Below are 18,402 nucleotides of genomic sequence, written 5' to 3'. Positions count from 1 at the left end.
TGCATCCGATCAACGGCGCGGCCGATTCGGGCCGCTTCTGTTTCAGCGTCAGTGTTGGCAGCCGTAGTATCCGGCGATAGCCGCCAATACGAACCCGAGCTGCGCCCCACGGTTCGCCCACTTCATCCAGTCGATGCCCGCGAAGGCTTTTCTGATGTTCATCGCCCGATGATCACCCACGCCGGCAGGCCAAGGATCAGCCAGCCGACTTGAGTCGAAAAGCGCAGGCACAGATACCGCCAGGCTCTATCGAGAATGTGAAATGGCCGGTACGCGGCGTTCAGGAACACACCGAGCGTGAAGACCGCACCAAGCGCAACCCAGAACAGCAGCCATTGGTCACGGGCGCCAATGATGAGGGCCATCGCCCCAAAAAACGCGGACGATATAGCGGCCACCGTTATCACCACGGGTAGGACTTTAAGTGTCAGCGGTTCCTTTTCTGGCAGCAGCAAGTCAACTGTCCTGTAGGCTGCGTGTTCAAGGTCGTATTCGTCGAGGTTGTCGTAGTCATTGCTGTTCATCATCTGCCTCCACGTCATCGCTCAAGTCGTCTAGGAACGATTGTAGGCTGCCCTCGTCGGTGCCACTGCCACCAGTGTCGCGCTCGATCCGGGGGGCCGACGCTACGTTGTGGCTCAGAGCCGACGCCGCCGAAACTGCCGTCGAAATCGCTGCCAGCATTTCCAGGAACTCGGCGGGGTTACCGCCTTTCTTCTTGCCACCCGCGTCTTCGTCTTCCTGCGGCTTCGGCCGGCCAACGCCACGATTGAGCACATCGTTGTATAGGTCACGTCGCAGCCGGGGATCCGTCGCAGGGTTGATCGCGTCGTCAATCTGTCGCTGGAGTATGATCTTGCTCCACTCGAGGGCCAGCATCTCGACTTCGTGTTGCGCCTTGCGCTTGGCGGCACGCTGCCTGGCTAGTTCGTCGCCTGGCTTGGGTGCGAGCTTCCACGGGCATGAGGCCGTGATAGATCTCATTCCATGGTTGGATGGAGCTTGTCATCATGATGCGTTTGCCAAGCGCGACGTCCGTCAGCACCTGGCAGACCTCGTGAGCGGTGAGAGGAGAGGTTGTGTTCAAATCATTCTGCGCTCGAGTCATCGCCGTAGCTAAGCTTCGGTATGAAGTGGTGTCAATGGAGAGGTTGCTCGTTCGAGCCAGTGAGGCTCAGCTAGCCTACCAAACTCGAGACCTACTCACTCAGGCGTCATCAGCACCGCTTACGTCATGTTGATGAACTCTTCGTTCTTGCCGATCGTTGCCAGCGCACCGCGCACATTGCCTCCAACCTCGCCCGAGCCGCGCTGCTCGACCCAAAGCGTGAGCTCCATGATCGCGGCTTCGAGAGACAATTGATTCTGATTGATCTTGAAAAGTAGGGAAGGGAGCAGGTCTGAATTTGGCATCGCGATTCCTCCGTGAAAGAGGAAAAGCGTAGCAGGTGAGTGCTATTCCCGTTCAAGCTGCCTGGCGTCTGAGGTCACTGCTTCCATAATAGAAACCAGCTCCTCCAGCAGTTCTGCATAGTAGCGAGTGAGATAGCCGGCAATGGCTTCGTTGCGAAGGATACGTACGAGATAACCCTTGGCCACAACCAAGACCAGCATCGTCTCACCCAGTGTGTCCTCTACCTGTTTGTAATCATGCTGCAGGTTCTCCATCTCCCGCTCCATGCGGGCTAGTCGACAGCACTGACGTCACTTGGTTTTTTCTTAATCTCCACCAACATCTCCGGTCGCGACGCCGCCAAGACCATTCGAGCGTAATTTCTCGTAAAACAGTTGGCAGAGATCATCATTTCAACCGTTTCAATCTGGCGGATGGGCTTCATCAGTCGAAGGGCACGAAACACGTCCTGCGATACCATGCGAACCTTCAGCATCTCCGCGACCTCAGGCGCTATGCCTTTCAGCAAATTCTCTCTTTCGTGAACTCTATCCACATTGATCCCAAGCACCGCCGCAATGCGAGAGGCTTCAATGCCTTTTTTCAGAGCGGAAATGATCATTTTATGTTCTTGGATCGGTGTCAGTCGGTTAATTTGCCGGTTGTAGGTAAAGCCCTCATCGTCGGTCGAAATCAGACATAGCGCCTCAGTTGCCCCCAATGCCTTGAGTGCCTCTAAGCGAAAATGCCCATCCAAAAGCATGAACAAAGTCACGCCATCGGCGACCACAGGTTTGGGGTGAACCACCAACGGTTCAACGACTCCGAGCTCTTTTATTGAGCTCAAAATGCTGGCGTACTTTTTACTTCCAGGTGTCAGTTGGTCGACCTTACGCGAGGGTAGGATTCGCTCGAGGGGAATCGCAATGACACGCTGTTCGAATGCCTGCTTGACCTCTGTAATCACGGCGTCTCTCCCAATATTCGGTCGGCTAGTGGTTTGGGCATATCCGGAATTTCTTCGTTACGAAGCAGCGTCCTGAAGTAGTCATCGGTTAGCAGTTTGCGCATCGCCGTGACGATGATCAGCAGCCGTTGTTCGTTGATGTCCGACTTTTTGATCATGACCTTTTGGCGTCGAACCTCGACTTGATAGGCGTGTAGCAGCTTCTGAGGTGTCGGCTTCTCGGTACGAGGCGCTTGCTGGCCATAGCGCTTGCCGAAGGTTTTCCGTTTATCAACGAGTCGTCGCACCCTCATGAGTTGTTCGCCTTTCAGCACTCCGCTTTCGTAGGCTTCCATCATCGCCTGCTGGAGATCAACATCCTTAGAGCGAGCAATTTCCATGGCCAATTTTATCGATAACCAACCTTTCTCCACCGCAGCGATCAGGCGCTCTTCTCCCTGGCGCAAAAGCACAAGGATTCCGTGTATATAGCCTGCATCCAGACAGGTTTTTTCGGCGATCTGCTGGCAGGTATATCCACGATCTGAAAGGATTTGGATTGACATCAAAAGCTCACGATTCGAATGTTTTCGGCGTGCTAGGTTTTCAACCAAACCGATCAGATATCGATCCGCTTCGCTTGCGCTTACCACGATGCAGGGAATTTTTTTCTCCCCCAACGCTTGCAACGCTTCGAAGCGACCTTGGCCACAAACAATTTCATAGGACTCGGTGCCGCCTGTCGTGGGAGCGACGGTAATGGGGCGTTTGAGACCTAACGCCGATATGTTCTCCACCAGCCTGGCAAAGACCTGCTTGTTACGCGCTCGAGGATTGAGCACCCGAATATCTTCGATGGGAATGAGCCTAATGGTCGTCTCTTCCGCAACGTGCATCAGAGCTCTGCGATGAGTCTCGATAGCCGTCATGCGACCCTCCTTAAATCACTGCGGCGTGACAGATCAGAAAGAATCTCCAAGTCGTCGAACCGGTAAATCTCGAGGTTGGCCTGGTTGCTTTCCGCCAGTCGCAGCGTTGGTTTTTCAATCTCGATGGTGGGCAGGATGTAGTAGTCCAGTGCAGCTTCTTCTTGCTCCTTCATGCGAACCGCAACGGTTAGATCCGGGCTCAAGCCATAATCGAAACGGATGTTCCATCGCTTGTTACCCGTGGGTGATACCTGACAACGGCTGAGTACAAGAGAGATGGTCACTTCCTGGTTTACCAGCATGAGATCAGTGCGCGGGTCTACCGAGACCTTTCCACCTACCTCCTCAATCTTCTGAGTCGTTTGCTGAAGGAGCAACGGATGCATTTGCCGAAGACGTTTATTGGCTTCGATGTACTGGTAGTCCCGTGCGGGGGAATACCCGATCAGCGAGTAACAGCGAAGCAAGCTCCCGAACCGGTGCTGATAAGCGCTACTTGAAGGGCAGCCCTCAGACTCGTCAATCACAAGTCCCGATAAATATCCTCTGCGCTTATAGATCGTCTTCAGTACCTGGAGCATTTCCTCGTCAGGCATGCGGTAGGAACGCGTTTCTATGATTGACTGAGCAGCTTTGAATAGGATGACGCTGACAATGGGCAGGAAGGCTCCATCCGCTCGAATCCATTCTTCAGGAGGGTTCTGCGTATAGGTTTGCTTCAACTTGAAGGAGGTATGGTTCCAGACGTTGTTGCCAATGTATTTTTCGTTGATCAGCACCTGGTGCACGGTACCCCGAGACCACGTCCCGGAACGGTCATTCAGTACGCCTTGAGTATTCAACCAATCAGCAATTTCGCGCTCGCTCCTCCCTTCCTCGACGAAAAGCCGATAGATGTGCCGAACCATCTCGATCTCATGTTTCGGGCCTGGCACCAAAATCACTCGGTCTGTTTGTATGCTTTTGTGCTCACCAAGGCTCAATTCATTTTTGGGCGTACCGTTGCCATCGACTAACTGACGTCTCAGACCATAGCAAGCAGGGCCTCCTTGGCGATACCCCAGTTCGATCAGTCGAGACTGCCCGGCAAACACTTTCACCGACAGTTCGCGGCTGTACTCACCGGCCATCATGCGCTTCACGCTTTTGACGATGTTGGAGACCGGTGAGCCGTCGTTAATGAATTGCTCCGCACAGTATTGAACGGACACACCCGCTTGCCGGCAGCGAACCTCATAGCTGGCACTCACATCAGGATCTTGAAAGCGGCCCCAACGGCTGACGTCATAGACCAGGACTGTCGAGTAATCGGCTAGCCCTTTCTCTACATCGAAGAAGAGCTGTTTGAGAGCGTCTCGACCTTCCAAGCGCAGGCCACTTTTACCTGCGTCGGTGTAAACCTTGGTGATGTCTAGGGCGTGGGTCGCTGCATAAAGGCGGATCGTATCGAGCTGGTTTTCTGTCGAATATTGCTGATGCTCGGTGGACATCCGCACATAAGCCGCCGCCATGGCCGCGCTTGAACCATTGTTATAGGTGCTCGAGCCAATGAGAGTTTGCATCGGCAAGTCCTCAACCTGATCGGGCAGCCGCTGAAGGCGATGCCGGACGCCGTGATCAGTTACTTCGTTTTTTTTAAAAGTGGCTCTAAAGAAGGTAGAAGACCGGGGAGGGAAAAATGTTCACGAAAACGGGCAATTCTTTTCTGGCTCAGAAGCAGTACGCGGTCGGAATCGCCAAAGCTCTGCATATGGAGCTTGGAGCCACGCACCAGGCGACCAAAACGTTGATGCGTTGGACTAACGCGAATGAAAGGACGGTGAAGAACTGGCTGGCAGGAAGCAGCGGGCCGAGGGGTGAGCATTTGGTGGCGTTGGTCAAACATTCTGACCTGGCCCTGGCTGCGTTCCTTGGCATGGCTGAGCGACCTCATGCCTTAACCGCGTCAGAGCTTCCATTGCTCAGGCAGAAGCTTCAGTCGGTGATAGAGGGAATCGACTCGTATCTTTGTATTGGAGATACGTAAGCTGGAGTGATCCGCAGCCATGCTCGGACGCAGTCGCGGAGGGGGGACGCAATACTGGATTGCCCGCTACAACCTCAAGGACATGGTTGGCAATGCTCGTAGGGCCCTGCATCGACAAACCGATCGGCACGCGTATTTCTCGCAGCGCGTCCAACGTGGGCTATTAACCTTTTCAACTGCCTAACTCTCACCGGGTCAGGGAGTTTTGTTATATTCCCTTGATGTCTAAATACCATGATTTAGGCGCCGAATTCTGGTGGTTGCCAGCTATCTATCCAAACTAGATTTGCAATCTTGACGAAACGGAACGGGTAACGAGTGTGAATGAATTGATCAACGGCTTCAGTAATGACGAACGCAATGGCTTCGTTTGCGTGATGGGCCATTTGGCAGACAGGTATCCCCATCACGATGCCTGGGAGGGTGTACTGGCCGGCGGAATGCAGGCGATCATATTCGGCACTCACAGTGAAAGCAGCGGAAAGCAGAACAGGCCGTCCTTCGCGATTTGCAAGAAATCCGGTATTAGCGCTCCCGTTTTTGGGCTCCGCGTTGACAACAAAGCGGTTAGAGCAGAAGTCACAGAGAAACTAGGCCCAGATGCTTATTGGATTCGTTTTCCATTGGGTAAAATATCCGTGGGTCTCTCTGTACTCACTGCCCAGTTAGACCTGTGGGCTGAGATTGAGGGGATTTCAAATCGCATGAGGGGCAGCAGTGCGGTTGTGCTTAGAGATGACGGTTTACCTCTGGAGAAGAAAGTTTGGCTTGAGGACGTATTGGCGCGGGTCAAGCGCCGGCGAGGGCAGGCTGAATTTCGCGAAAGGCTTATGAACATTTATGATCGAACGTGCGCACTCACAGGCTGCGCGGTTGAGCCTGTGCTACAGGCGTGCCACATCGCTCCCCACAGCGCGGGAATCAACTACGCATCAAGCAATGGGTTACTGATGCGTTCCGACCTTCACCAACTTTTTGATGCTGGGCTACTAAGGATCAACGGAGACGGCATTGTTTATGTCCAGCCGTCAGTGAAGTCTGACCCGAGCTACCAGAATTTGGATGGTCAGAGCATTCAGATGCCAGCTTTGGATAAGGCGGGGCTGGAGTCATTCAAAAGAGCCCTAGCCACCCGATTCTCAGAACTATCCATGGGCTGATGTTGGCAGGGTTGGGGGAGGGCGGGAACGTGGTTGCAATTTCGATCTTCGGATTCTGCGCGCAGTCGCTTTCACGTGGATGGTCAATGACGAAGCCACCGCTTCCCTAATCGTCCGTTCATGACCGATTTCTGTCTGAAATATCTAACCCTGATTGACCCCACAAGTGAGAAGGACTCAATTCCGAATCCGACCCGCAGCACCTGCGGCATACATCCTCACTCAGCGGCGTCTTTTGACATTCCCTTCCAGTGTCCTACATTTGTGATAACTCCCGATCAGGATATTCCGGCAAGCCTAAGCCGAGTGCGTGGTTGATTGGGTTTCCGGCCAAGGATTGCTCCTCTTCTCTGCGAGAAGAGTCATGATCAGGCTAACGTTAGCTATATGGGTAATCACCTCGTCCATTTGGGTGGGAATCGTTCGAGCAGATGATGATCCAATCTCGAGGGGCGGTTGTTTCACCGTCGCAGAAGCCAGTGAAATAGTCCGAACCCACGCCGGGCGCGTCATCATGAACATGTATGGCGACGCCAACGACACCCAATACAATGCTGATTATCGATGGACATTTATCCACTACACCGTGGGTGACCAATTCAAGATCGCCCTGTTTCAACGCGATTTACCCCAGTCGATGTCCCCGACCAAGCTGTGTGTCTGGCTTCTTCCGATTACGGGTAAGGCATTGTTTAAGAATCCTGCGGCTGGCAAACCACCAGCTGAAAACATCCTTCCTCCTGTCGATGAGAAGGTCGCTAGGTCAATGTGCCCCAAGAGGATAGAAGTGATGCAAGCGGCGCGCGGAAATCGGCTCGAAAAACTCGGCGATAGATGGGTTACCAGCGACGCAGCGTTGAGGGCCATGCGTCAGGTTGCTGGCGTGTCTGAGGCTGAAGAGGAAGAAAAAGATCGCATAAACCGCCAGCGAACCCTAAAGGGTGGCGATGCCCGATGCGATAGCTTGACGGGGATCATCCGGTCTCGGAAGGCCGACGGAATGAAACTCGTGGCTTTGTTTCAGGATAAAAATTACCTCGATAATACTGGCAAGCGCGTAATTGACAGTTTACACGCCCTTTTTGTCAGCGATACCGGTGCTGGAAGATGGCAAATATACGGTTACGCCGATGGTGGGAGTGCCGACATTGAGGCGTCTGGAGATCGCTTCGAACTCGAGCCAGGAGTCTTTAAATAAGTGCCGAGCGGTCATCCAATGCGTCCAAAGCTCCAACCTATTAGACCCGAGCTGAAGCCGAACATGAGTATCCGTCCGGCCAAGTCATCTACCCAGCGCTGCAAAGCCAAGACATGGTGTGCACTTAATTTAAGTGGACACCAGTTCTAGCCTTTTAAGCGGGTATTTCATGCAGCCACAACGCCGTTCCTACTCCAACTCCTTCAAAGTCCAGGTCATCCAAGAGTGCGCCCAGCCTCGTGCCTCGATTGCCAGCGTCGCCCTCAGCCATAGCCTCAACGCAAACCTCGTCCACAAATGGATTCGGGTTCATGCGCAGAAAAGCACGGCGCTGCAACCTGCATTCATTCCGTTACCCATCCAGTTGGCCGGAGCAAATTCGCAAGCGGCATCCTCGAACATCTGCGTTGAGATCCAGCACCCGAGCGGCACCGTCAAAGTGAACTGGCCAAGCGAAAATGCTGCTGCCTGCGCGACCTTTCTTCGAGACCTGCTGCGATGATCCGCATCGACTTCATCTGGCTCGCTACTGAGCCGATGGACATGCGAGCGGGCACCGAAACCGCGTTAGCCAGGGTGATCGCGGTGTTCGGTGCGGCGAAGCCGCACTGTGCTTATCTGTTCGCCAACCGCCGGGCCACTCGGATGAAAGTTCTGGTGCATGACGGCTTCGGGATCTGGCTGGCGGCTCGCCGTTTGAATCAAGGCAAGTTCCACTGGCCAGGCATTCGCCAGGGTTCTGAAATGCAGTTGGGTACCGAGCAACTCCAGGCGTTGGTGTTGGGCCTGCCATGGCAGCGCGCGGGCTCCGGCGGCGCAATCACACTGCTTTAACAGCTGCCATTAGCCTATCGATCTATCGCCGTGAATTGTCTGGTCTGGCAAAATCGGCACCATGACTTCGCTCCCCAATCCCGACCACCTTACCCCTGAACAACTGCGCGCTTTGGCGGCGCAGTTGATACAGCGTGTCGAGACGCTCGACCAGCAAATCGAGACCATGGGCAAGAAGATCAACCGCGATCAAACGGTGATCGAGAAGCTGACCCACGAGATCGCCCAACTCAAGCGATTGAAGTTTGCCAAGCGTAGCGAGCAGATGAATCCGCAGCAGGCCAGCTTGCTCGATGACCTGATCGATACCGATATCGCGGCAATTGAAGCAGAGCTTCAGGCGTTGCAAACAGCTCCGACGCCGACCGAGAAAAAGCAAAAGCCCAAGCGCACTGCATTGCCAGCAGAGTTTCCACGCACGTTGATCCATCACGAACCGGACAACACTCACTGTCCATGTGGCTGCGCACTGAAACGCATCGGTGAAGACGTCAGCGAGAAGCTGGACTACACGCCCGGCGTGTTTACCGTTGAGCGCCATGTCCGTGGCAAATGGGTCTGTGATGACTGCGAAACACTGATCCAGGCGCCGGTTCCGGCGCAAGTCATCGACAAGGGCATCCCGACCGCCGGGCTACTTGCCCACGTCATGATCGCGAAGTTTGCTGACCATTTGCCGCTTTACCGTCAGGAATCGATTTTCGGTCGTGCCGGCTTGGCGATTCCACGTTCAACGTTGGCTCAATGGGTTGGCATGACGGGCGTGCAGTTGCAGCCTTTGGTCGATGCGCTGCGCGACCTAGTGCTCGGGCAGCAGGTTATCCATGCCGATGAAACGCCGGTGCAGATGCTTGCTCCGGGCTCAAAGAAAACCCATCGCTCTTATGTGTGGGCCTACGCCACCAGCCAGTTCTGCGAAACAGCGGCTGTTGTCTACGACTTCAGCCCGAGCCGCGCTGGGGAGCATGCTCGCAACTTCCTGCAAGACTGGAAGGGCAAGCTGGTGTGTGATGATTTTGGTGGCTACAAGGCCAGTTTTGAACTCGGCGTGACCGAGATCGGCTGCATGGCCCATGCACGGCGCAAGTTCTTCGAACTGCACGCCACCAACAAAAGCACGCTCGCAGAGCAAGCCTTGCGCTACATCCAGTTGCTGTACGAAATCGAGAGCGAAGTCCGCGACCTGGAGCCGGATTTACGGCGCCGAATACGCCAAGAAAAAGCCGTGCTGGTGATGGATATGCTGCACGCCTGGATGATCGCCCAGCGCGATCTCGTGCCTGAAGGCTCAGCAATCAGCAGAGCACTGGATTACAGCCTGAAACGCTGGGCAGCGCTGTCGCGCTACCTCGATGACGGGACTGTACCCATTGATAATAACTGGTGCGAGAACCAGATCCGGCCCTGGGCTCTTGGACGTAAGAACTGGCTCTTCGCAGGGTCGCTACGCAGCGGCAAGCGGGCTGCGGCGATCATGAGTTTGATCCAGTCTGCGCGGCTGAATGGTCATGATCCGTATGCATATTTGAAGGACGTGCTCACGCGGCTGCCGACGCAGCGGGCGAGTGAAATCGATCAGTTGTTGCCGCATAGGTGGCAACCTATCTTGTTACGCAAGGCTTGATGCCCGGACGCATACGTAAAAAGCCCCTAATCTGAAGGTGCTGTGTAAAACTCTTACTTTGGTGACGATCACCGCCTACAGACCTCGCGAGAAATCATATGATCGACGGTTCCGCTGTTTTGACAGTGTTTTTGGTCTACTTGGCTGGTGTCGTTATTCCTGGGCCGAATTTCGTTGCAGTCGTCCATAAGGCGGTGGCTGCGACACGGTCTGAAGCCCTGGCCTTGGTAGCGGGAATCGTGGTGGTCAACCTGTTCTGGTCAACCTGTGCGATTGCAGGGCTTGGGATTGTATTTGCTGCGCTCCCCTGGGCTGCGCTTGTTGTAAAGGTGCTGGGGGCAGCCTATCTGATGTGGTTCGGGCTCCGATTGCTAATCAACGCAGGGAGGAACGCTCTCGGCCCGCTAAATGATGCCGTCGCCGGCAGTTGCCGACAGTCCTTTACTCAAGGGGTGATCACCAACATTGGTAACCCCAAGTCCATGGCCTTCTATGCCGCTGTTTTTTCAGCCGCAGCTCCCGCCCACGTTTCGCTAGGCACGTTTTTGTCGATGCTGGCAGTTGTAGTGGTGGTTTCAATGGCTTGGTATGGAATGGTCGCAATCGCTCTTTCGCAGCCTAAGATTGCTTCCGCTTATCAAGGGAGGAAAAAAGCAATTGACCGCCTGTGCGGTGGGTTGATTTTGTCGTTGGGAATCCGCCAGCTGGTTTAGCAATCCTGTGACTGAAAACTGGGCTGGGTAGGTGACTTCGCTGGACGCATACGAACATGAGTGCTAACGGTTTAACATTGGGCGGCTTAAATGCGTTCTCTCGGAACAGAAAGCACTGCCTTTTCTATAGGCCTCTCGATACGAAATTTCGGACATTTTTTACTGCTTGAGTTTCAGGCGAGATTTAGGAATCAGGCAATTACGTAAGTCAGAGCGCATTCAAAAGGTGCTCAAGCTGCTCACGCTCTCAACATCTCGAAAGGTCGAGCAGGTCACATACCCGAGACAGGAGCCGTATGCGGTAGTCCCGCACGTACGGATCTGTTCGGGGGGCGCAGGTAACTGCCGTCCCTACCGCGACTACTGATCACGGCTCTGGCCCCACAGCAAACGGATCAAGCGCCGCTACCAACTTCTTTAGCTCTGGCACATTAGCAGTAGTCAGAATATCGTAATCCCCCAGGCTGCTAAGCAAGTAGGCTTGGTGTGCCTTCTTGACTCGATCGAGAAGCGGTATTACCTGACTCGAAACCATATGGACGTAGTCGTTTACGTCTGCTCGTGTTTGCGGGATTTTGTACCCCTTACCGCCGCTAGCGATAATTACATCAGCATCCCGCAGCTTGGCGATTCCGTTTGACCTTAGTTTCTGATTCTTAAGCCCACTAAAACCGCAAGCAATAAGATGCTTCCTCAGCTCACCGGTGGAAATATAACCACGTTCGCCTACAAATTCGCTCTTGAAGCGGAGGTAGTCTAGGATGCAGCTCTGCAGCCGCTCATCTTCGTCCGGATACCGTCCGACTTTGGCAAGGAATTGGTCAGCCTTTTTAAGTGCCTCCTTATGAACCAGATGGTCGGCGTATGCAACCTCGCCGGAAGGTGGCGGAAGAAGAGATCCGAACTTTGGCGGCCACTCCTGCACGCCCAACGTTAAGTGTCCTAGAATACGTTTGTAGGCAGTCTCGACGGCCGGTGCGGCCTTACCTTCATAGATCTGGGCAATTGTCCCCGCGAAGAAATCGGCGACCTGAATAAGTACATCACTTTTGCTGCTCTTGGTCTCAAATTTGGCATATCCAAAGAGATCGTTGCCAGCATAACGCGCTTCTACATAAGCTTTCAGGCTGGCCTGAAATTCCACCCCGCCATGCTCATCGACAGTCACATGGGCATCGGGGCAATGCTGGAAGAGCCGTGCATAAAGAAGGTCGTTGACGAATTTTATGAAGGACGTCTTGTATTGCAACCCACCATCGCGAATGACTCGCTCCTTCTCAACTACTGCGACAAATAGCTTGAGGGGAAGCTCCGCGAGGTCGTCCAGGATGCGCTTGCGGCGGTCACTATCCTTGGGCCTAAGATTACTGGACTTGATTTCACCTTTCTGAAAATGGCGCGACCGAACCGACTCTGCCATTTCATAACAACGCGGAAGATCTGCGTCTGCGACGAGAATTGAGCAAACCACGAAGAATTTTGAGCTCCCCTGCTTCGATGTATTTAGGTCGTGATTTCCTGACTCATCAACGAAAGCGAATACTCTTTCCACTTTGCGACCCCTCCTTAGCGCAGACCAGTTTTGGCCGGTGTCTCATCTTAACGCAGCATTAGCGCGCATCGGGGATTTTTAGAGGCCAGTGGCCATTACCATGAGCGGTGAGTAGAGGGGGCAGCGGCATGATTTCGGAGGACGTCGGAGCGTCCGCTGGAAATGTTGGGAGCGAGGGTAAAAGCTCGCCTAAGTTGGTCACGCGCTTCATTGCGCGGTGGCTGCTGAGACTGATTGTTAGGTATCGATCCTTCGGGCCTATGGCCCGGCTCATCTATCAGCGAAGCATCTCCTGAACGATGGAGGCCACATTTCTAGCATCGTCTATCCCTCGGTGATAGGTACCCTGCCAAACTAGACCCATCGACTCTACAGTGGGCCGAAGTCCTTTTGGTTGATTGTCATACAACCCAGCATGCCATTTCTTCGCATAGAAATGTGGGACACCCGCAAGCAGGGAAGGGCACGCAGCAAATCCAGCATCGCGTTCTAGCTGTCTTGCATCGTAGTCACCCCATGACGCCCAGGCTGCATTTGTATAATGTGCAGCGAACGTTCGTAGATCTTCGCCAACCTCTTGATACGTTCGGGCGCCGTCAACGTCTGCTTGTTGAATGGACGTCAGCTTCTTATAGAAATCAGTAAGGATTGGGTGGATCTGAGGCCTAACGAAGCGCTGGAATTCATCGACGATCTCAAGTGATTCTAAATCGATTACCACTAGGCCAATCTCAATCGTTTCCATCTGATCGGGAACGACTACAAGCGGTCTTGGTGATTCGGATCCTCCCACCTCTCCGCAGGTTCCCTCAGGTCTACGCAAAACAGATACTGTATGGCGCGAGAAGGTTTGGGATTGCTTCGAGATTAAGGAGTTTTGCTTCAATGCTCATGGCAAGAATGACTTGGCTTGGATCGTTTCAGGGTAGTCGTTCTCAGTCGTGCCAATCAACGGCCCGCTTAGGCTGTGCGCGTACCTAGCCTTGTGCGGTGAGACAGAGCGCTGAACTGAGTAGGTCAATATCGAAATGCCACATCCGAATAGTTGGCAAAACGCCACTAATGGTGTGGACTGGGGGCAGTTATTCCCATAGATTCCACTCCATACATGCCATGGAAGTCGAGATGGAACCTAATGACGCTGGCGGAGTTGCCGCCAAGCACGGCTTCATCTTTCAGGATTGTGTTGCCGCCTATCATGTAACCCGCATGCTGCGGGACAAGTCCATCCAAAGTATTCGCTGCGAGGTCACGGACGACATCGACATTGTCTGCGATGACTTCGTCGAGTTCGTGCAGGTGAAAACCACCACGAAAGCACGCTGGGACAGATCCCATCTTGTCATCCTCTCCACCGGTACTGGGAAGACCAAGATCCCCTGCAGCTCCATTCTGCACAAATCCATGCAGAGTGAGCCTGGCCTCACAGTGCCGAGAAAATTTCGTATCGTCACGGAAGATCCGGTCAAGGCGACGCTTGAGTACTTGCGGGTCAGCCGCGATGGCCGAGAGGAAAAGCAGGGTCGCGACGAATTGATCGAGTACCTGAACATGAAAACCGAGGACTACGTAGCTCCTAGCGGCGTGGATGTTGCTGATTGGATTGATGCAACCTGGTGGGAGGTCTTCCGATCCTTGCGAGAGATTGAACTGCTCGGCGTGAGGAACATCCGCCTGGCTGTTCAGGATCTTCACGGAGTGTTGCTGAGCTCAGAGGCTTGCGCGGAGGACATCTGGCGCAGGATCTTGGACACAGTCACCCGCAAAGGCGCACTTTCCCGCAGGATCCATACCGTAGATGACAAGTCCTACCTTCGCGCTGATCTGAACACTTGGTTCAAGGCACTAGTTGATGAGGATCAGAGGCAGTCCGGGCGCAAGGTTTACGTCAAACGCGACTTGCCACACATTCTCGTCCCCTTTCGGAGCCCGCTCGCCTCACCGTGCAAAAAGCGAAATGGAAGGGTGCTCCACCAGCACTACAGCTTGAAACGCTATCGCTACAAGCACATCGCCGAAAATGTGTGCAACTGGCTGGATGAAGTGTTTCTTCGCCCCAAAGAGATGGCCGACATACACAAGCTGTCTTTCGTTGAACAGCGACAGCGGTTGAAGACGACTGTGTTCGCGTCATTGTCGGACGTCAGTTCTTTTCTAGGGCGGGTGCTACTCCACGCCACGATACGCCAAATGCACGAAAGCCAGCCCATCCCGTGCCTGCTCTACCTGGACGGGGACGGTGAAGAAAAGATTCTGGAGAACGTGCATATCGTCCGCCGTGACCCAGAGGGCGATCAGCTATGGGTCGGCTTCAGCGAGTTGGTAACGGCAGCCAACATCTCCACGCGGTTGCCGAAGATTCGAGAGCTGCTGTACGAAGAAATATCCGAGTGGTTCGACACCGCCAGGGGCAAGATCCTCGACATAAAGGATGATGACTACCTGTTGCGCCATGACATCGATGAGATTCTGGATGGAAGCCACGCATTCGAGAAACACCTGGAACGGTTCCGGTTCGTGCTGTTTGTTGGCTACGACTCGTCGCTGCTGACTGAGCCTATGACGTCCGGGCACGAAGACCATCTGGAGCAGGAAACGACAGCGCTCTTCGAAGCGTTTGCGGATGATCTGCAACACGACTCGCCTTTCGCAGAGCTCGCCATTGATGTTTTCATCTACCCAGCACCGAGCTTGGAAAAGTTGACCAGGATGATTGAGGCTAAGGTAAGGGAGGCCGTATGACTGATGTTTATGATGTGGCGAAGCTTAGCTTAGGGCGTGAGGGTTTTTCGGCGTTCCAATACCTGGCAGCGATCAATACCCTCCTGTCCAACCCGGTGTCGAACAATCTCGGGCGAGACTTGATCGTCAGGGCACTGGATGTCCGCGAAAAGTTTTCAGACCACACTGCCATCCTGCGAAACATGGTAAGGAAATCGGGGCTGTTTCCTTACCTCAAGAAAGAGTTCACCGACCTCACCCCCGGCGACCGCGTCGCGCTCGACCTGTATCGGACGCCGTTTTCCGACAAATACGTGTTCCACTCGATGCAGTTCCACATCTTCGACCTGCTGAAAGCGGGCCGCAACCTAGTGCTCAGTGCTCCTACGAGCATGGGAAAGAGCGCCATCGTTGACTCCCTCCTAGGGCTTGGGAAACTGAAACGTGTGGTGCTGGTCGTGCCTACAGTCGCCCTGGCCGACGAGACCCGCCGACGTCTACATGATCGGTTTGGTGACAAATATCAAATCATCCATCACAGCTCACAAGAGTGCCGCTCCGACTGGGCTGTATACGTCCTGACCCAAGAGAGGGTCAATGAGCGTGACGATATCCAGGACATCGATCTGTTCGTCATCGACGAGTTTTATAAGCTGGCCTTCCGGCAACTGAAAAGCGGCGGAACTGACTTCAAGGATGAGCGGGTTATCGAGCTAAATATCGCCTTGAGCAAGCTCCTGAAAGTGTCCAAGCAGTTCTATCTCACTGGCCCCTTCGTGAACAGTATTCGTGGCCTGACAGAGCTCGGATACAAGCACACATTCATCTCCGCCGATTTCAACACAGTCGCCGTGGATGTGCAGACGTTTGGCGTGGAGGCAAACGACGGTAAGGGCAAGCTCAAGGCGTTGGCTACGATTGCTAGGCAATGTGAAGGGGCCACGATTGTTTACTGCAAGTCTTCCGGGGTTGCCGGTAAAGTGGCACGAGAGCTTATCCGACTAGGGTATGGCCGGCAGTTAACGAGTTCACACGTCGACTGGGTCTCGGAAGAGTTCGACCCTGAATGGGACTACACTTATGCGCTTAAGAATGGGATCGGGTTGCACTTCGGTGGTCTGCCTAGGGCGCTTCAGCAGTACACGGCGGATCGCTTCAATGCCGGCGACATTCGCTTCCTGCTTTGCACCTCGACCATCATCGAAGGCGTGAACACAATTGCAAAGAATGTTGTCATCTACGACAACCGCGACGGCAGCCGTGGTATCGACAAATTTACCCATGGCAATATCAAAGGGCGCGCAGGTCGTATGGGTGTCCACTTCGTTGGCAAGGTGTTCTGCCTGGAGGAAGTACCAGAAGACAACCTCAACCAGGAGGTGGCTGTCCCCCTAGGCATACAAGATGAAGATACCCCACTCAACCTGCTGGCGAGTGCGCAGCCTGATCATCTGTCCGACTATTCCCAAGACAGGTTTGAAGATGCATTCGATCAAAACCGTTTCACCATTGATCTGGTGAAAAAGCATTCCCATTTCAGGATGGAGCAGTTCGAGCAGTTGTACAGCTTGGTTGAGATGCTGAAGGATGAGCAATTTGCATCGCTCGTATTCCACTGGCTACCACCGGCAGAGTTTCTGAAGACCTTCGCCAAGGTGATCTCTCGGGTAGTGCCCAAGACGTTTTCCACGAACGGGGTACAAACCAAAACCACCGACGTGATTGTTGCAAAGCTGGCCGGCTATCTGAACGCTTCGAGTTATTCAGACTATTTGAAGAGCCAGATTGCGTATGCGAAGCAGCGGATCGAGCAGGGTGACGAGCACACGCTCTCGAACATGCTCAACAACGACCTGAAGTTGGTGACCAACACCTTCGGATACACCATTCCGAAACTGCTGGGACTGCTGGAGGATGTCGTCCGTCTGCACGCGGCAAAGCGCAACATTCGGAGCAAAATCGATTATGGCCATTTGAGGATGATCTTCGAGAATCTACATCTTCCGCCTGGGGTAAACGCCCTAGAGGAAATGGGTATCCCGATTCAGACCTTGCATCGGATGGCGTCGGTGATGGATTTCCCGGAGGAGCTTGGCGTTGATGGTTTGGCTGATTATCTCAGGGCTAATGTAGAGGCCTGGAAGGAGATTGGCTACGTTGATCAGACGTTTGTCAAAAGAGCTTTGGGAATAGCCTAAGAGTTCGCTTGATGGACATAGGCTCAGTGTGCAGTGAGCATACACTCGAACGGTTCAGTTTCGTATCACCGTTGGCTCTCTGAGCAATGTACCGGCTTAAGTTCTCGTCGTATCGAACAGGCTGTAAGTTGGCCATCAGTGCTATCAGAACTTGTGCAAATCCGGGAAGATGTCTTCTGCAAACCAAACCGGTAGGCCTACCTGCAGCGTACTGAATTCAGATGGGGGGCTCACCACAAGGCCGATGTTGACCAACCTGGTTAACTGATCGCTTGCTGCTTCATGTTGGAGCCCGGTGAAAGTTTCGAACTCAGCGTGAGGAAGCGCACCCTGGATCAGCAGTGCAAGGAATGCTGGCGCAATTTCTAATCTGATCCCTATTCCCTGTAAGCGCGAGTTCGTTCTGAACGCATCCATAACAGATTCACGAAGCTTGTGACGACTCAGGGCAGCAGTCATGTAATCGACTTCTTCATGACAGACATCGAGCATAAGCTCGATGAAGGTGAGAGAGGCGTTGTCTGATCGCTGGACATCACCGGCGAATTGATTCTTTTGCGTGCGATCAGTTATGCCCAAGGCAGCGTGATACTCCTCTCGTCTGCGAGCTATGCCGCGAGACATCGACCACAGGTGCGGATGCAACCCAATCTGAACGAAGTGCATATGAATGATCATCCTCGCCATAGCCCCGTTACCGTCCCAAAGCGGTTGAGTTTGTACGAGGTGATAGTGGTGGGCCAGCGCCGCAAGAGTACGTCGACGAAGGTCTGTGATTTCCCCTAGCAAGGGCTGCGTGCATGCCAAGTTGGTTGCATCTTTCGGCACCTCGGACACAGTGTGGTGCCCGTCGATGATCCTCGAGAACCCAGTGTCAGAGGCCATCAGCAGTCTACTCAAGCACGCAGCGGTTTCATGCGCGACCATGCCAGCCAGGAAAGCAGTCTTCGTTACAAGTAAGTCTGCGCGCGCCAGTATTGACGGAGGAATCGAGTCGGGGAGGGCCGGGTTTGAGACATTCATGGCGCTGACACTATCCGTGCTTGAAGCGCTTGTCATGCAACAAGTGTAGGTTTCGAAACGAGCGAAGCGGTGCACACCCATTTCG

17 protein-coding genes and 1 pseudogene are annotated in these 18,402 nt (G+C 53.9%); 9 read left to right on the top strand and 9 right to left on the bottom strand.

Annotated features, from left to right (window positions below; translation table 11 throughout):
- Positions 1 to 158: 158 nt before the first annotated feature.
- The 6 genes and pseudogenes from ACA067_RS19260 to ACA067_RS19235 all read right to left on the bottom strand — a co-directional run bounded on the left by ACA067_RS19260 (position 159) and on the right by ACA067_RS19235 (position 4,830).
- Positions 159 to 524, bottom strand: coding sequence for a hypothetical protein (locus tag ACA067_RS19260; RefSeq protein ID WP_497458023.1), 366 nt, complete (start codon positions 522 to 524; stop codon positions 159 to 161).
- Positions 511 to 984, bottom strand: coding sequence for a hypothetical protein (locus ACA067_RS19255; protein ID WP_497462888.1), 474 nt, complete (start codon positions 982 to 984; stop codon positions 511 to 513). The genes ACA067_RS19260 and ACA067_RS19255 overlap by 14 nt, the downstream gene beginning before the upstream one ends.
- A gap of 243 nt (positions 985 to 1,227) precedes the next feature.
- On the bottom strand, positions 1,228 to 1,413 hold the full coding sequence (locus ACA067_RS19250) for a hypothetical protein (RefSeq protein WP_497458022.1): 186 nt from the start codon (positions 1,411 to 1,413) through the stop codon (positions 1,228 to 1,230).
- Positions 1,414 to 1,455: 42 nt separating this feature from the next.
- Positions 1,456 to 2,357 (bottom strand): annotated as a pseudogene (locus tag ACA067_RS19245) (plasmid partitioning protein RepB C-terminal domain-containing protein).
- Entirely contained in the window at positions 2,357 to 3,235 is an 879-nt protein-coding gene (locus ACA067_RS19240) for a ParB/RepB/Spo0J family partition protein (protein WP_150787884.1), read from the bottom strand. Before ACA067_RS19240 ends, ACA067_RS19245 begins: the two are co-directional and overlap by 1 nt.
- Positions 3,236 to 3,264: 29 nt before the next feature.
- The gene (locus ACA067_RS19235) at positions 3,265 to 4,830 is read right to left on the bottom strand and encodes a recombinase family protein (protein WP_497458021.1); all 1,566 of its coding nucleotides are present in this window, start codon (positions 4,828 to 4,830) and stop codon (positions 3,265 to 3,267) included.
- A 116-nt stretch (positions 4,831 to 4,946) separates the two neighbouring features.
- Here ACA067_RS19235 and ACA067_RS19230 point away from each other — a divergent pair, with 116 nt between their 5' ends.
- From ACA067_RS19230 to ACA067_RS19200, 7 genes are all read left to right on the top strand, one after another.
- A complete protein-coding gene (locus ACA067_RS19230; RefSeq protein ID WP_150787996.1) occupies positions 4,947 to 5,294 on the top strand; it encodes a hypothetical protein in 348 nt (115 codons plus the stop codon).
- A 320-nt stretch (positions 5,295 to 5,614) separates the two neighbouring features.
- Complete coding sequence (locus tag ACA067_RS19225; protein WP_497458020.1) at positions 5,615 to 6,454, top strand: HNH endonuclease; 840 nt, start codon at positions 5,615 to 5,617, stop codon at positions 6,452 to 6,454.
- Positions 6,455 to 6,968: 514 nt separating this feature from the next.
- Positions 6,969 to 7,652: a hypothetical protein gene (locus tag ACA067_RS19220; protein ID WP_497458019.1), complete on the top strand. Its 684-nt coding sequence runs from the start codon at positions 6,969 to 6,971 to the stop codon at positions 7,650 to 7,652.
- A gap of 169 nt (positions 7,653 to 7,821) precedes the next feature.
- The gene (gene tnpA / locus ACA067_RS19215; protein ID WP_074758583.1) at positions 7,822 to 8,154 is read left to right on the top strand and encodes an IS66-like element accessory protein TnpA; all 333 of its coding nucleotides are present in this window, start codon (positions 7,822 to 7,824) and stop codon (positions 8,152 to 8,154) included.
- On the top strand, positions 8,151 to 8,486 hold the full coding sequence (gene tnpB / locus ACA067_RS19210) for an IS66 family insertion sequence element accessory protein TnpB (protein ID WP_074758581.1): 336 nt from the start codon (positions 8,151 to 8,153) through the stop codon (positions 8,484 to 8,486). Before tnpA ends, tnpB begins: the two co-directional genes overlap by 4 nt.
- Positions 8,487 to 8,547: 61 nt before the next feature.
- Positions 8,548 to 10,110 carry an IS66 family transposase gene (gene tnpC, locus ACA067_RS19205; protein WP_497458018.1) on the top strand — a complete coding sequence of 521 codons (1,563 nt, stop codon included), beginning with the start codon at positions 8,548 to 8,550 and terminating at the stop codon, positions 10,108 to 10,110.
- Positions 10,111 to 10,208: 98 nt separating this feature from the next.
- Positions 10,209 to 10,823, top strand: coding sequence for a LysE family translocator (locus ACA067_RS19200; RefSeq protein ID WP_461984405.1), 615 nt, complete (start codon positions 10,209 to 10,211; stop codon positions 10,821 to 10,823).
- Positions 10,824 to 11,190: 367 nt separating this feature from the next.
- Here the strand turns inward: ACA067_RS19200 and ACA067_RS19195 are convergent, their stop codons facing one another.
- Positions 11,191 to 12,375, bottom strand: coding sequence for a DUF3800 domain-containing protein (locus ACA067_RS19195; RefSeq protein ID WP_497458017.1), 1,185 nt, complete (start codon positions 12,373 to 12,375; stop codon positions 11,191 to 11,193).
- A gap of 277 nt (positions 12,376 to 12,652) precedes the next feature.
- Positions 12,653 to 13,120, bottom strand: a complete 468-nt coding sequence (locus tag ACA067_RS19190; RefSeq protein ID WP_497458016.1) for a 3'-5' exonuclease — start codon at positions 13,118 to 13,120, stop codon at positions 12,653 to 12,655.
- Between the two features lie 380 nt (positions 13,121 to 13,500).
- Here ACA067_RS19190 and ACA067_RS19185 point away from each other — a divergent pair, with 380 nt between their 5' ends.
- A complete protein-coding gene (locus ACA067_RS19185; protein WP_497458015.1) occupies positions 13,501 to 15,117 on the top strand; it encodes a HamA C-terminal domain-containing protein in 1,617 nt (538 codons plus the stop codon).
- Positions 15,114 to 17,294, top strand: a complete 2,181-nt coding sequence (locus tag ACA067_RS19180) for a DEAD/DEAH box helicase (protein ID WP_497458014.1) — start codon at positions 15,114 to 15,116, stop codon at positions 17,292 to 17,294. Before ACA067_RS19185 ends, ACA067_RS19180 begins: the two co-directional genes overlap by 4 nt.
- 144 nt (positions 17,295 to 17,438) lie before the next feature.
- On the opposite strand, the gene ACA067_RS19175 is transcribed toward ACA067_RS19180, so the two are convergent.
- Positions 17,439 to 18,317, bottom strand: coding sequence for a Fic family protein (locus ACA067_RS19175; RefSeq protein ID WP_497458013.1), 879 nt, complete (start codon positions 18,315 to 18,317; stop codon positions 17,439 to 17,441).
- Positions 18,318 to 18,402: the final 85 nt, after the last annotated feature.

The organism is Pseudomonas sp. LBUM1674 (assembly GCF_059695635.1).
This window is presented reverse-complemented; position numbering and strand designations above follow the sequence as displayed.

Coding starts and splice junctions, on each gene's coding strand:
- ACA067_RS19260 (WP_497458023.1), bottom strand. CDS start 524: ATGAACAGCAATGACTACGACAACCTCGACGAATACGACCTTGAACAC.
- ACA067_RS19255 (WP_497462888.1), bottom strand. CDS start 984: ATGAGATCTATCACGGCCTCATGCCCGTGGAAGCTCGCACCCAAGCCA.
- ACA067_RS19250 (WP_497458022.1), bottom strand. CDS start 1,413: ATGCCAAATTCAGACCTGCTCCCTTCCCTACTTTTCAAGATCAATCAG.
- ACA067_RS19240 (WP_150787884.1), bottom strand. CDS start 3,235: ATGCACGTTGCGGAAGAGACGACCATTAGGCTCATTCCCATCGAAGAT.
- ACA067_RS19235 (WP_497458021.1), bottom strand. CDS start 4,830: ATGCAAACTCTCATTGGCTCGAGCACCTATAACAATGGTTCAAGCGCG.
- ACA067_RS19230 (WP_150787996.1), top strand. CDS start 4,947: ATGTTCACGAAAACGGGCAATTCTTTTCTGGCTCAGAAGCAGTACGCG.
- ACA067_RS19220 (WP_497458019.1), top strand. CDS start 6,969: ATGAACATGTATGGCGACGCCAACGACACCCAATACAATGCTGATTAT.
- tnpA (WP_074758583.1), top strand. CDS start 7,822: ATGCAGCCACAACGCCGTTCCTACTCCAACTCCTTCAAAGTCCAGGTC.
- tnpB (WP_074758581.1), top strand. CDS start 8,151: ATGATCCGCATCGACTTCATCTGGCTCGCTACTGAGCCGATGGACATG.
- tnpC (WP_497458018.1), top strand. CDS start 8,548: ATGACTTCGCTCCCCAATCCCGACCACCTTACCCCTGAACAACTGCGC.
- ACA067_RS19200 (WP_461984405.1), top strand. CDS start 10,209: ATGATCGACGGTTCCGCTGTTTTGACAGTGTTTTTGGTCTACTTGGCT.
- ACA067_RS19190 (WP_497458016.1), bottom strand. CDS start 13,120: ATGGAAACGATTGAGATTGGCCTAGTGGTAATCGATTTAGAATCACTT.
- ACA067_RS19185 (WP_497458015.1), top strand. CDS start 13,501: ATGGAACCTAATGACGCTGGCGGAGTTGCCGCCAAGCACGGCTTCATC.
- ACA067_RS19180 (WP_497458014.1), top strand. CDS start 15,114: ATGACTGATGTTTATGATGTGGCGAAGCTTAGCTTAGGGCGTGAGGGT.
- ACA067_RS19175 (WP_497458013.1), bottom strand. CDS start 18,317: ATGAATGTCTCAAACCCGGCCCTCCCCGACTCGATTCCTCCGTCAATA.